At 57.8% G+C, this 13,563-nt stretch carries 12 protein-coding genes and 1 tRNA gene; 8 read left to right on the top strand and 5 right to left on the bottom strand.

Going from position 1 to position 13,563, the window contains the following annotated elements:
• The first annotated feature begins 193 nt into the window (after positions 1–193).
• The 8 genes from ACF8R3_RS14680 (at position 194) to ACF8R3_RS14645 (ending at position 6,382) form a co-directional block, all read left to right on the top strand.
• Positions 194–1,576, top strand: a complete 1,383-nt coding sequence (locus tag ACF8R3_RS14680; RefSeq protein WP_100851900.1) for an amino acid permease — start codon at positions 194–196, stop codon at positions 1,574–1,576.
• Between the two features lie 57 nt (positions 1,577–1,633).
• Positions 1,634–2,131 carry a PaaI family thioesterase gene (locus ACF8R3_RS14675; RefSeq protein WP_392515793.1) on the top strand — a complete coding sequence of 166 codons (498 nt, stop codon included), beginning with the start codon at positions 1,634–1,636 and terminating at the stop codon, positions 2,129–2,131.
• Between the two features lie 37 nt (positions 2,132–2,168).
• Positions 2,169–2,618, top strand: a complete 450-nt coding sequence (locus tag ACF8R3_RS14670; RefSeq protein ID WP_392515792.1) for a GNAT family N-acetyltransferase — start codon at positions 2,169–2,171, stop codon at positions 2,616–2,618.
• Between the two features lie 109 nt (positions 2,619–2,727).
• On the top strand, positions 2,728–3,117 hold the full coding sequence (locus ACF8R3_RS14665) for a helix-turn-helix domain-containing protein (RefSeq protein ID WP_058639781.1): 390 nt from the start codon (positions 2,728–2,730) through the stop codon (positions 3,115–3,117).
• Between the two features lie 63 nt (positions 3,118–3,180).
• On the top strand, positions 3,181–3,819 hold the full coding sequence (gene uvrY, locus ACF8R3_RS14660) for a UvrY/SirA/GacA family response regulator transcription factor (protein ID WP_027916239.1): 639 nt from the start codon (positions 3,181–3,183) through the stop codon (positions 3,817–3,819).
• A gap of 5 nt (positions 3,820–3,824) precedes the next feature.
• Positions 3,825–5,648: an excinuclease ABC subunit UvrC gene (gene uvrC, locus ACF8R3_RS14655; protein ID WP_196127930.1), complete on the top strand. Its 1,824-nt coding sequence runs from the start codon at positions 3,825–3,827 to the stop codon at positions 5,646–5,648.
• Between the two features lie 33 nt (positions 5,649–5,681).
• Complete coding sequence (gene pgsA, locus ACF8R3_RS14650) at positions 5,682–6,242, top strand: CDP-diacylglycerol--glycerol-3-phosphate 3-phosphatidyltransferase (protein ID WP_023534788.1); 561 nt, start codon at positions 5,682–5,684, stop codon at positions 6,240–6,242.
• A 64-nt stretch (positions 6,243–6,306) separates the two neighbouring features.
• Positions 6,307–6,382: transfer RNA gene (locus ACF8R3_RS14645), tRNA-Gly, on the top strand.
• A 140-nt stretch (positions 6,383–6,522) separates the two neighbouring features.
• Here the strand turns inward: ACF8R3_RS14645 and ACF8R3_RS14640 are convergent.
• From ACF8R3_RS14640 to ACF8R3_RS14620, 5 genes are all read right to left on the bottom strand, one after another.
• On the bottom strand, positions 6,523–7,698 hold the full coding sequence (locus tag ACF8R3_RS14640) for an integrase core domain-containing protein (protein ID WP_392515791.1): 1,176 nt from the start codon (positions 7,696–7,698) through the stop codon (positions 6,523–6,525).
• Between the two features lie 138 nt (positions 7,699–7,836).
• Positions 7,837–8,493, bottom strand: coding sequence for a hypothetical protein (locus tag ACF8R3_RS14635; protein ID WP_197844709.1), 657 nt, complete (start codon positions 8,491–8,493; stop codon positions 7,837–7,839).
• A 281-nt stretch (positions 8,494–8,774) separates the two neighbouring features.
• Complete coding sequence (locus ACF8R3_RS14630) at positions 8,775–9,923, bottom strand: hypothetical protein (protein ID WP_196186372.1); 1,149 nt, start codon at positions 9,921–9,923, stop codon at positions 8,775–8,777.
• The gene (locus ACF8R3_RS14625) at positions 9,920–12,892 is read right to left on the bottom strand and encodes a hypothetical protein (RefSeq protein ID WP_392515790.1); all 2,973 of its coding nucleotides are present in this window, start codon (positions 12,890–12,892) and stop codon (positions 9,920–9,922) included. The genes ACF8R3_RS14630 and ACF8R3_RS14625 overlap by 4 nt, the downstream gene beginning before the upstream one ends.
• A 14-nt stretch (positions 12,893–12,906) precedes the next feature.
• Positions 12,907–13,563, bottom strand: a 657-nt coding sequence (locus ACF8R3_RS14620; RefSeq protein ID WP_392515789.1) for a DUF2345 domain-containing protein, incomplete at its 5' end; no start/stop codon positions are given.

The raw sequence follows: 13,563 nt of genomic DNA, 5'->3' as shown, positions 1-13,563 counted from the left end.
TGAACAACATGATTCACCCTTTTGCAAGGGAGGCTCATACGCCACGCTAGGGAACGTAGTCCACGTAGGAGGACGCTTAATCATTCCCTCAAGGAATTACGTACTGATAAAACGTCGTTTGTGACACCTCTGGCAAGTCTCAATACTTACCCGGATCAAAAAATGACCGTGCGATCCAGTCAGAGGGTTCAACATGGCTTCCCCGAACAACAAGAAACAGCGTTCCTTGCAACATGGCCTGACATCCCGTCAGGTATCGATGATTTCCATTGCCGGCATCATAGGCGCCGGGCTGTTCATTGGCTCCTCCAACGCCATCGCCACGGCAGGCCCGGCGATCCTCATTTCCTATGCCATGACCGGGCTGCTGGTGTTGCTGGTGATGCGCATGCTGGGCGAGATGGCCATCGCCAACCCCAACAGCGGTTCTTTTTCCACCTACGCCTCGCAGGCCATCGGCCCGTGGGCGGGCTTTACCATCGGCTGGCTGTACTGGTGGTTCTGGGTGCTGATCATTCCGGTCGAGGCCATCGCCGGTGCTGATATCCTGCATGCCTACTTTCCCGGGGTGCCGTCCTGGCTGTTCGCCTTCCTGATCATGCTCGTGCTATCGGGTACCAACCTGATCAGCGTCAAGAACTTCGGCGCCTTCGAGTACTGGTTCGCGTTGATCAAGGTCGTGGCCATCGTTGCCTTCATCGTCGTATGTACCCTGGCGGTGACTGGCTTCTGGCCCTTGGCCGACGTGTCCGGGGTCAGCCGACTCTGGGATACCGGGGGCTTCATGCCCAACGGCTTTGGCACCGTACTGGGCGGTGTACTGATCACCATCTTTTCGTTCTTCGGCGCGGAGATCGTCACCATCGCTGCCGACGAAACGGCCAACCCCAAGGACAAGATCCGTCGTGCCACCAACCTGGTGGTGTATCGCATCGCGATCTTCTACCTGGCTTCGATCTTCCTGGTGGTTTCGCTGGTCGCCTGGAATGACCCAGGGCTCAAGGCAGTCGGCTCGTTCCAACGGGTCCTTGAGGTGCTGAACGTGCCTGGCGCCAAGCTGCTGGTGGACATGGTGGTGCTGGTGGCCGTGACCAGTTGCATGAACTCGGGGCTGTATACCGCCTCGCGCATGCTGTATTCGCTGGGCGCCCGCGGGCAGGCTCTGCCCATTACCCGGCGCATTGCAGGCTCCGGCGTGCCTACGGTCGCGGTGATCCTCTCGACGTTGGCAGGGTTTGCCGGGTGTCTGGTCAACTACGTGTTCCCAGGCAAGGTGTTCGGCTTTCTGCTGTCCACCACCGGTGCCATCGCGTTGCTGGTGTATCTGGTCATCGCCGTGTCCCAACTGCGCATGCGCGCGCGCGCGGAGCGCGAAGGGCGCTTGCTGGAGCTGAAGATGTGGTTGTTCCCCTGGCTCACCTGGCTGGTGATCGCCACCATCGTCCTGGTGCTGGGGTACATGTTGTTCAGCGATGCCTATCGGTACGAGACATTGATGACAGCCGGGGTCACGACGTTCATCCTCGTGGTGGCGCTGGCCAGGCGCCCCGGCAAGGCGAGTCTGCAAACCGCGTGACCTATCTGCTTTAATGAGGGCGTAGCGCGCCCTCATTACAACAAGCACAGGAAGCGTATGAACGATCAAGCCTTGAGCCTGCAGGCAGTGGCTGCCCCGGATGGCATTTGCTATGGCTGTGGCAGCGCCCATCCGCACGGGCTCCGTGTACAAAGCCATTGGGCCGAAGACGGCATTCATCTGGTCTGTCGACACACCCCCGACGCTACCTTTACCGGCTGGCCGGGGCTGGTCTATGGCGGATTGCTGGCAATGCTGGTGGACTGCCACTCCAATTGGACGGCCATGGCCTATCACTATCGATGCGAAGGCCGGGCGCCTGGCAGCTTGCCGCGTATCGATTGCGTCACTGGCCGCCTGGGGCTTGAGTACCTCAAACCGACACCCATGGGGGTTGAGCTGCTGCTCAAGGCTCGGGTCGAGGGAGAAGTGGCACGCAAAAGCCGGGTGATCTGCGAGGTGTGGGCTGATGGGGTGCTCACCGTCAGGGCCGATTCGGTGTTCGTTCGTGTCGATACCGATAAATTGCAGCGCCAAGCCCATGCAAGGGCGTGAGTTCGTTCCGGCCAAGCCTGCCTGAGCGGGAGAACGCGTGATGCTGCAACTCATTCCTGCCACTGACAGTGATCTGACGTTCGCCCGCGACCTGACGCGCCGCCTCATGCTGCCTTATTACCACCGATACGACCTTCTGTGGGTGGAGCAGGCTTTCGACCAGGCCTGGCAGTGGCGCGAGCAGTGGCTAGTGACCGACACCGATACCGACGCCGTGTTGGGTTTCTGCAGTCTCAGCCAGGATAGCCAGGCGCTTTTCATCCGGGAGTTGCATTTGCTTCCCGCTTACCAGGGGCAGGGGGTTGGCAGCTGGGTGCTCGAAACGCTCGCGCAATGGGCAGCCCAACGGCGTTTGGCGCTGCTCAGGCTGATGGTGTTTCGCACCAATCCGGCGCGCAGGCTTTACCAGCGGCGAGGGTTCATCGAAATGGGGGAGGATGATTGTTTTGTGCGCATGCAGCGCAGGATCGATTGCTCAGGGCAATGATGCCTTGTCCCAGTCGGCCGGCAGCGGCATAGTGCCCTTTGTAAACGAGGCAGCGGTGCGTGCGGACGTGGCGCTGCTCGGAGATACTCAGGGACAAGGAGACGCCCGGATGAATGGAATCGGCCCTCGGCTGCGGGAAGAACGTGAGCGGCTGGGTATGACCCAGCGTGTATTCGGCGATATCGGTGGGGTGGAACCCAACGCGCAGGGCAAATACGAAAGTGGGGAGCGCATGCCACGTGTCGATTACCTGGCTGCGGTAGCGGCCAGGGGGGTTGATGCGCTGTATGTTCTGAACGGGGTACGCATCCCTGTACCCTTGCATGGGATTAGTGCGCAGGAGTCGGACGTGCTCAACGCGCTTCGGGGCCTGGCTGAGGCCGACAAGGCGGCGATTGTCCACCTGTTGAAACGACTGTCTGACCACAGGCATGAGCAGCCGGGGCGTATAGGTTCGGACCCAGGTCGTCAGTCGTTTCTGACGAAAGCAATGCGCTAGGCCGGTCTTGAAAAATTTTGTTAAGGTGGCGTCATACAATCGCCCTGCTGAAGAGGTGTGTGCTTGATTAGGGTCCTAGTGGTCGACGACCACGATCTGGTACGAACCGGTATTACGCGCATGCTGGCCGATATCGACGGCTTGCAGGTGGTAGGTGAAGGGGACTCCGGCGAATCGGCGCTCAAGCTTGCGCGCGAGCTCAAGCCAGACGTTGTGCTGATGGACGTCAAGATGCCTGGCATCGGTGGTCTTGAGGCCACGCGCAAGTTGCTGCGCAGCCACCCTGACATAAAGGTGGTGGCAGTGACCGTGTGTGAAGAAGACCCGTTCCCCACGCGCCTGCTGCAAGCCGGGGCGGCCGGCTACCTGACCAAGGGCGCCGGCCTCGACGAGATGGTCCAGGCCATTCGCCTGGCATTTGCCGGCCAACGCTACATCAGCCCGCAGATTGCTCAGCAGTTGGCGCTCAAGTCGTTCCAGCCACAGGGCTCGCCATTCGATGCATTGTCCGAGCGTGAAATCCAGATTGCCCTGATGATCGTCGGCTGCCAGAAAGTGCAGATCATTTCCGACAAGTTGTGCCTCTCGCCCAAGACCGTCAATACCTACCGGTACCGGATCTTTGAAAAACTCTCGGTCACCAGCGACGTCGAACTGACATTGCTGGCCGTTCGCCACGGTATGGTTGACGCAAGCCTGTAAATCTCATGTCTGAAGTCTTTGATGCCAGCGCATTCCTGGCGACCTGCAGTGGTCGCCCGGGTGTGTACCGAATGTTCGACGCCGATGCGCGGCTGCTCTACGTGGGCAAGGCCAAGAACCTCAAGAAACGCTTGGCCAGTTATTTTCGCAAGTCCGGGCTGGCGCCCAAGACCGCTGCACTGGTCAGCCGCATCGCCCAGGTGGAAACCACCATCACCGCCAACGAAACCGAGGCGCTGCTGCTGGAGCAGAACCTGATCAAGGAGTGGCGCCCGCCGTACAACATCCTGCTGCGTGACGACAAGTCCTATCCTTATGTATTCCTTTCCGACGGTCAGTTCCCGCGGCTTGGCATTCATCGGGGCGCGAAGAAAGCCAAGGGGCGCTACTTCGGCCCCTACCCAAGTGCTGGGGCCATCCGCGAGAGCCTCAGCGTGCTGCAAAAGACCTTTCTGGTACGGCAATGCGAAGACAGCTACTACGCCAACCGCACCCGTCCATGCCTGCAATACCAGATCAAGCGCTGCAAGGGGCCCTGCACCGGCCTGGTCAGCGCTGAGGAATATGCCGAGGACGTACGCCATTCGGTGATGTTCCTGGAAGGGCGCAGCCAGCAGTTGGGCAATGAGCTCAATGCCGAGATGGAAAAGGCCGCCATGGACCTCAATTTCGAAAAAGCAGCCGAACTGCGCGACCAGATCGGCCTGCTGCGCCGCGTACAGGACCAGCAGTACATCGAAGGGGGCAGCGGCGAAGTCGACGTCATTGCCGCGTTCGTCAACCCCGGTGGCGCTTGCGTCCACATGATCAGCGTCCGTGGTGGGCGTGTGCTAGGGAGCAAGAACTTCTTCCCGCAGGTCGGCATCGAGGAAGACGTTTCCGAGGTGATGGCGGCATTCGTTTCCCAGTACTACGTCGGCAACCCGGAGCGTGAGTTGCCGGGGGAGCTGATTGTCAACGTGGTGCACGAGGACTTCGCGGCCATCACCGAGGCCCTCAACGCCCTGCGCGGCCGCGAGCTGACCATCAGCCATCGTGTGCGTGGCACCCGTGCGCGCTGGCAGCAATTGGCAGTGACCAACGCCGAGCAGGCGCTCAACGCACGCCTGGCTAACCGCCAGCACATGGCAGCACGCTTCGACGCACTGGCCGAAGTACTGGGCCTGGACGAAGTGCCGCAGCGCCTGGAGTGCTACGACATCAGCCACTCCAGTGGCGAGGCGACGGTCGCCAGCTGCGTGGTGTTCGGGCCGGAAGGGCCGATCAAGTCGGACTACCGGCGCTTCAATATCGAGGGCGTCACGGCCGGCGACGACTACGCCGCCATGCACCAGGCCCTGACCCGTCGTTACGGACGCATTCGCGATGGCGAGGGCAAGCTGCCGGACGTGCTGCTGGTGGACGGGGGCAAGGGCCAGTTGAACATGGCGCGCGATGTGATGCAGGAACTGGGGTTCAGCGAGTTGACCCTGCTTGGCGTGGCCAAAGGCGTGACGCGCAAGGCTGGTTTCGAAACCCTCTACCTGAACGATGTGCACAACGAATTCACCCTCAAGGGTGATTCGCCAGCGCTGCACTTGATCCAGCAGATCCGCGACGAGGCCCACCGCTTCGCGATCACCGGCCACCGTGCCCGTCGCGGCAAGGCCCGGCGGGTGTCGAGCCTGGAGGATGTGGCAGGCGTCGGGCCCAAGCGCAGGCGGGACTTGCTGAAACATTTCGGCGGCCTGCAAGAGCTCAACCGCGCCAGTGTCGACGAGATTGCCAAGGCACCGGGTATCAGTAAAAAGCTTGCCGAGTCGATTTATGCCAGCCTGCATAGCGAGTAGAATGCCGGGTTCAACCCGCGGCCAGTCGTACCGATGAATATTCCAAACCTGCTCACCGTTCTACGCGTTCTGCTCATCCCGATTTTCATCCTGCTGTTCTACATGCCGTTCCATTGGAGCTACATGGCCGCCAGCAGCGTATTTGCCGTCGCCGCCGCCACCGACTGGCTGGATGGCTACCTGGCGCGTCGGTTGCAGCAGAGCACCCCGTTCGGTGCGTTCCTGGACCCGGTGGCCGACAAGCTCATGGTCGCCGTTGCGCTGGTGCTGCTGGTGCAGACCCACGCCAACTTCTGGCTCACCTTGCCGGCTGCAGTCATCATCGGTCGCGAGATCGTGGTGTCGGCGCTGCGCGAGTGGATGGCCGAACTGGGCGCGCGGGCGCACGTGGCCGTGTCCAATCTGGGCAAGTGGAAGACGGCTGCACAAATGCTGGCGTTGGTGATCCTGCTGGGCAACCCGCCAGCGGTAACCTTCTGGGTGATCCTGGGTTACGGGTTGTTGTTAGTCGCGGCGGGCTTGACCCTGTGGTCGATGGTGCATTACCTGGTGGCTGCCTGGCCGCACCTGCGCGAAGGCTCGGAGCAGAAATAAAAGTTTTTTTGAATCAAGGGGTTGACGCCATTTTGGATATCGCTACAATGGCACCCATCACGACGCGGGAATAGCTCAGTTGGTAGAGCACGACCTTGCCAAGGTCGGGGTCGCGAGTTCGAGTCTCGTTTCCCGCTCCAATTTAGGTTCTGTAGACGTCCACCGAAGTCTGCAAGCCATTGAAAACAGGGCCTTTTGGCCCTTTTTTCATTCCAGCGAAGTCTACTGGAATTCACCCACATCTGTACGGATCACCCACATGGGTTACAAAAAAGTACACTCACACAGGTAACACCTGGAGTGTCACATATCCATCGATTGCATCCCTCTCATCGATCCTTCCAAGAATGATTGGACCGAAGATAACATCCCAGATCCCGTCTTCTACTTCCTCCAGTCCAATGGTCTGATGCTTGAGCACATTCCCCGCGTAGATCCTTAGGCCACGTCGATTGACTATGCCTGAGCAGTCGGCCTGGAGGCTATCGATGTGACTCGGGTAGGTCATGTCTGGCAGCTTTTCAGGGTACTGGCGCGGTGAAGGTTCATAGCAGGATGCCGGTGTTTTCTGCTTCAGTGCTTCATGCAGACGTTCGTGATTGTAGTGCTGCATGAACAGGTCAAAGTGTTGTTGTTGAGCATCCCATTCAATTGCGGGCGGTGATGGAAGCGTGCTTTTCAGGGTCCGATGCATACGTTCATGTCGACCATTTTGCTCAGGCCTTCCGGGTGCGATCCGCTCAGGAATGATCCCAAGGCGTAACCACCAGCTTGATAGCTGAGAAAGGCCAGCTCGTCCCTTACTTGCAAACGGGACCCCATTGTCGGTGCGGATGCGCTCCGGTAGACCATACTCGCGAAACACGCGGGTAAAAACTGCTTGGGTTTCCTGAAAATTGGTATTCGCCATGCTGTGGCACGCCAGCAAGAATCGACTGGCGTGATGCATGATGGTTAATGGATAACACCAGACTCCCGCACCCGTCAGGAACTGCCCTTTGTAATCGGCGCTGAACAGCTGGTTAGGGGTTTCTGCTTTCTGTAATGGCTTAGGGTAAACCGCGACGCGCTGACGCAATCGCCGTGGTTTGACGAGCTCAGCTTTCTTCAGGATGTTGTAGATCGAGGTCTTAGATGGCGGTTTCTGATCGGGGAAGCGCTCCTGCAAAGCCGCCTGGATTTTCTTGGGGCCGGGTTCTGTCTCGCCTCGACCGCGCAATTCAGTGATCGCCTCATGCACCGCAAGCGGCACCACCCATTCCTGGGAATGCCGACGACGGCTAAGGTCTTGGAGGCCGGCAGGTCCGTCCTTCTCATAGCGCTTGACCCACTTGTAGCCAGTCTTACGACTGATTTCATAGGCTTGGCAAAGCGCACTGAAGCTGGGCGGACCCTTGATGTAGTCCGCGATGAACAGCAGTTTCAGGTCCATAGGTCTCAGCTCTCGCCATGGCATGGTCAGATCCTCAAAAACCGACCCTGCCAATTAAAAACTGTTACCCATGTGTGTGAACTGATTGGTAACCCATGTGGGTGAGTCATACCAAAGCAAGGGCAGGAAGCGCTTTTTTGGCAAGGGAAAAGATTCGCCTGATCATGCTGTTGCCTCATGGCGCTGCAACACTTCGAGCGTGTGGAAGTAGCGTGTCTTGCGAAATGCCATGACGGCGGTTCCCAGGCTAAGCAATGGCAGGAGAGAAACGGCGGCAAGGCTGGGTTTATCGAACAGGGCTGCCAAGCCCACCAGGAATAGCAAGGCCACCAGTACTGTTCCCACCCAGAACAGCTTGTTCTTCCTGATGCTGAAGGCTTGTCCGGACGTATTCTGCCGGGATTTTGTTCGGGCTATGAGATAGGCCAGCACGAACAGAGTGGTGGATAGCAGATTCATGGTGAGAAGCACTGCTGCTTCGGCAAATGATGCGCCCTCCACAAGGTAGGGAGAGCGGATCAGGACCCACCCGCCACACGCACAAAGCGCATAGAACCAGGCGTCCTTGTACTTGGCAGGGCGTAGCTGGCAATGTTCGTTCAGCCAGTCGAATGCCTGCTTTTCGAGTTGGTTTGGTGCTTCATTGATGATCAGGGATATGGCGGGGCCGCGTTGTTCGAGCACTCTTTTGCCATCCAATTCGATCACATTAAAGTCGTGATCCATTCTGATCTTATCAAGGCGATGCCCTTCGCCCTGAAGCAACTTGAAGATCGTATCGTGCGCATTTTCGTCTGCCTGCTCGAACCGTATTTCCATCAGGCTCATTTCCTTGTTGATAGTGACTGAGGCGACGGGGGGAGTGGGTGCCCGTGGCGATTTACCAGGCGGTAGCCGAAGCTGGCGGGGTGGTCGTAGGCTGGGCGATAGTAGGTGTCGGTGCGGGATTTGACTGGCCGGGTATCCAGCCCGCGCAGGTCGGGAGCGGGGCCGCAGAGATTCTGGACTTCGTCGCTACATCCAGCGTTCTCGGAGCCACGGCGTGTGTACCTATCGAGCAACGGGCTGAAGCAGGGCCAGTGCCATACGCGAACCAGCCATCAGGCCTGCTTGGCCGGCTCGAAGCGTAGCGGGTTGCCCCAGCGATCCACCAGCCGGTAGCTGGCACCGTCAGGGCGGTAGTAGACATCGGTGCGGGATTTGACCGGGCGGGTGTTCAGGCCGCGCAGATCGGGGTTGGGGCCGCAGAGGTTCTTGACCTCATCGTTCCATTCAAAGCCCTCGAGGCGACGGCGTGCACGACTATCCAGCCATGGGCCAAAACAAAAATAATGCCAGATACGGCCCAAGGGGTAGATAACGTACTTGCCGTCCCAGCCTGTGGCACAGATACGTTTAGGCCCGTCGCGTTGTTCAGGGTCTTCCACTAGCCCTTGCTGTATCGCTTGTGGGTGCGGCTGAATAGCCTGTAGGCCGTGTTCCATATAGCGCCGCATAAACTCCAGACGCTGTAGATTGCTGTGGATAGAGGAATGATCTTCATTGCTTAATGCGATATCGATACCATAGATATCTCGTAGATTGTCATCAAGTGTACCGGGCGCGCGAGAGGTGCGGAGATTGAATTCCTCTGCATCCGCTTGGGGACGAGGTACGCAGATACGCATCATGCTGGATGGCCAAAAGCCGGTTTGTACTAAGGGGACTGCGTTCCGCCAAGGAATATGGGCAACATGTCCCTTACCATTGTCGATATGTACTAGTTGAGCCTGGCGGTTATAACGAGTACGGCCGAGTTTTTCTTTTCCAAATCGGAATGTTACGAAATAAATAATGGGGCCAATAACTACAAGTACGATAAGATAAAAAAGTAGCAGGGAAATGGGATCCTCGTTACCAACAATCAAGTGGGAGAGCAGTAATAACACCATGCCATTGTGAAATCCCCAAAAGATTTTTTCTCCGCCTGAGGCGCGGGTTTCCATTGGTGGTTCTATAAAGTGGTCATTGAACCTTTCGGTGTCGCCAATGTTAATGTTGCAAAATACATCTGCCGGCCACATGGCGATATCCAATGGAGGAAGTTTGTTTACATTGCTTTTGTGTGTTTCTTTTTTGATCAGCTCGCTGAATTCGGTAAGGTCAGGGTTGGGGTGCTGACGCACCCACTCCAGTTCCTCACGCCAGAGTTGGTCGATTCTGGCGTTCAGTTCCTCCCTGGTTTGTGGTAGTTCCTGTTGTTGATTCATGTCTTCTTCATTTCCAATACAAAGTTGGGCTCAGCAAAACCATTGGGCAAATACTTGACCTCAATATCACCCCCTAAAGTGTCTGTATGGTAATTAATATAGCCGACGCCGTTGCGAAGTTGAACCAAGTCCGGGTTATCTAGCGTTTTTTGTATGCCGGCAAACTTGAATTCATTATGTTGGGTGATGGTATAGGCGCTAACCTCTGGTTGCCAGCCGGGTAAGGCCACAGTGACGGTACGGGCATCTGCTGGTAACTGGCTGCCATGTTTTACTTGGTTGATGGCGCCCCATACTGGGAAAGTCAAAGAGCCCAGCGTTCTCAGTACTGCTGCATCTGTTTCGATATGGGGCTCCATAAAAAACCGATAGAATTCTTTGATTTCCTCTTTGGGAGTAAATTCGGTCAGAGGTTCATCGCTACGAAACAAGCGTTTACGCATGCCGGTTCCCCAGATACTGCGGGCAATCCAATCCGTAACCTTACTCTCATCGGCGTTTTGCTCGTTCCAGTTTTTTACGGCTTGGTAGGTAGCAGTCAGGGCGATTAATATGCATCCAATCCATCCTGAACCCAAACGGGCGATTCCGAGGGCTAATCGGGCAGCACCTGAAGTGTCGGCATGCACCGCTAAATTTATCATCACTCTTCGGGAGAGCGATGATAAGTAGCTGCTACTATTTTGCCTACTTAGATTGCCCATTAGGTGTAATCCACCAACTGTTGTAGCTGCGGCTTGTAAGACGCTCCCCACTGCATGAGCGGTTGCTTGGCTGCCGGAGGAGGAGTTTGCAGTTAACCAGAGCTCTTTGATACTTGTTGTCGCTGCGGATAGTGCTAGTAGCCCTACTGCTAAGTTCCCGTAGATTGTTGCTCTTTGTTTCGCAAGCTCACTTCCCGCTTGGTTCGCTCGGGTCATAGCTGCTGCTTCTCTGCCTTGATACCCTGCTTCGCTGATTACAGCTAGAGCACTACCGGTTTCTATTATGCTTGAAGCCAAATTAAGGGAGTTGACTAAAGTCCATCCATCTTTTTCGCCAATCTTACTCACCACCTCTTGTAAGTTGCGGGTGCTCAGATAGACACCAAAAGACCCGATGGTAAACTTGATCCCATGCCAATTATTAGATTTTCCCCTTACTTGCTTGGCATTATCCTCAATTTCACTCAAGTGGCTTTGTATCGGTTCGCTCTTGTATAAAGAAATGAGTTCGTTGGCGTGTCTAGCCATGGTGATCGGACGGAAGCCGTTGATTGGTTTTCCGCCGTTGTTCTCCAGTAGCCACTTGCCGGCGTCTTTTAGCGGTACGGTTTCACGTTGGGCAAGAGTTCCATCCATTAACTGGAACGCACGAAAATACATGCTGCGTTCAAATGCTTCGGGGGTGCGCAGGCGAGTACGAGCTACCAGTTCTGTGACGATGTTGCTCAGATAGCGGCTGGTATCGTCTGGAGGCACCTTGTTTGCTAACTCGCGTGTGATGTCAGCAACCCGGCTAGCGGCGATTAGAGCACTCTGCTGCCCGATAGACGCATCGATAAACTCCGCGAAATCTGGAAATCCCTTGATGGCGCGTGCCATCAGACCAGTAGGGCCGGCTTCGGGCAGCATGGCTTCCAGAACCTGGCGGCCCTGCGGATCGCAGGCAAGCACGGTCATCGAGTAGGTGACGGCGCGGCGCAGGCAGATAAAGCTTTCTACATCGGTTTCATCGTACAACTGCATGACGGCGCCGTGGCGAAGTTCCAGGGCGGTGTACATGGCATAGGCCGCAGCAGCGGCTTTATCAATGGCGGCGATGAACTCATCGCGCTTCTGTTCATAGGTGGCCATGAAGTCGCGGCGCTCATCGTTGCGGGCGCTTTCCAGACGTTTTCTGCGAGCCTCCTTCGAGGCACGAACGGCTTCCTTATAGACTACGTTCTGAGTAGCGTTCGTTGCGTGTTTTATTCCACCCCAGACCGCATCATTGTTGAGCCTGTCTTGCCTGACGCTATCTTCCTTCTGTTGGCCTAATTCATCAATCCACTTCGACACCATGACCTTGCGCGGCACCTGCTCGCGATCAGACCATTCCTGCAGATCCAGCACGCACCTGCCGGTGAGGTGGCCGAACTCGCTCATGACGCCAACCGGGTCATGCAGCGCCACGGCCACGGGGGCCTGGCGCTGCGACTGGCCGGGCTGCTGGGAGCGGCGTTGACAGACGAGGTGAATCGTCTCGCCGCCGAGCATTTCCTGTGGCTGGTTTTCGCTCCATTCAAGCAGTGACAGACGCTGTTTTTCGTCCTCGGCCAGGGCGGGTATGTCCTTCAGCGTTTCGGTGCCCAGCACATGGGGTTGCCGGGGGCCACCTTTGAGGCGGATCTCCGTGGTAGTGGCGGTGCGCAGCCCGCCTTCATTGCGTTCCAGCTTGCCCAGTACGGTAGCGGTGAGCGGTGTATCGCAGACCAGCAGATAGGCCGTGTCGCCGATGTCACGCTCGGCGGTTGGCAGCGGCGCGGTGATGAAGCCGACAGCCGACGAGACCGTGGGCATGACGGTAACCGGGTTGCCTTGCTGATCGGTCGAGGTCGTGGTTGTGCCGGCTTCTTCGGAGGTGACAACCTCGGCGAACTGCACCGCATCCGTTACCTGGTAATGCTTGTGCTTGAACGTGCCATTCTCGGTGTACAGCAGGTAAAGCTGGGTGCGCGGGCGCAGCTCGCGTACGCCCAGATGGTAGCCGTCGCCCAGTTCGGCATAACCGGAAAAATTCAGCGTCGGGAACTTGGCGCGGGGGAACTCATGGCGCAGCACGGCATAGCGCAACGGGTAGATCGCCAAACCCTGCTGCGGTGGCGGCAGGCGCAGCTGCACCAGATCAGTCCGCTTGTTCGGCGTGAGGGTATGGTCGAAGCGGCAGTTGGCGGTCTTGCTGTCAAGCCGCGAGCCCACCTGGCGGCAAGTGGTTTCTTCCGTGCTCATGCCGGGGTCTCCTGTCAATTAGCATCATTCGGTTCAAGGATTTCCAGGGAAAGCGATTCCATGCTCAGGCCACGCTGAACATCGACCATGCCCTGGCTGTCGGTAACGCCCTCGATCGTCGCGCCGTCGGCACGGGTAATGACGTAGGCGTAATTGGCAGCAGGCTTGCCGTCATGCAGCAGCACCTGGAACTTGTCGTCGAACTTCGCGTGCGGCCAGGTGTTCACCGTCCGGCTCAGTTGTCCCGGCCCCTCCTGCTGGTGATTCGCCGCCTTGACGATAAAGCTGCCGGGCATGCCCAGCTCGATGTTGCCGCCTTCCATTTTCAGGTAGGCGCCGCCGCACAGCAGGGTGATGTGCGTGCCGGCGTCGATCTGCACGTACTGCTGGGAAGCACTAAGCTCGATGCTCTGCTCGGCCTGCACCTTGATGCTGTTGTGCTGGGCCTGCACCAGCACCTCGCCCTGGTGGGCGATATGGTGCATATCGCCACTCTGGGCGAACAGGCCGATCTGGTCGCCGGCATTGAGCACGATGTTCTTGCCGGCCGTGAGGTGCTGGTGCTGCTGGGCCACGCTGTCGATATGCTCGCTGGCGGCGATGGCCACGCTGCGCGAAGTGACCACGGCCACACCGGCCGGGGCGCTGACGGCGATCAGCGGTTCGCCGCC

The sequence above is a fragment of the Pseudomonas sp. FYR_7 genome (assembly GCF_043106155.1).
GTDB lineage: Bacteria > Pseudomonadota > Gammaproteobacteria > Pseudomonadales > Pseudomonadaceae > Aquipseudomonas > Aquipseudomonas parafulva_B.
The sequence above is the reverse complement of the archived record's forward strand: the minus strand, read 5'-3'. Positions and strand labels throughout refer to the sequence as shown.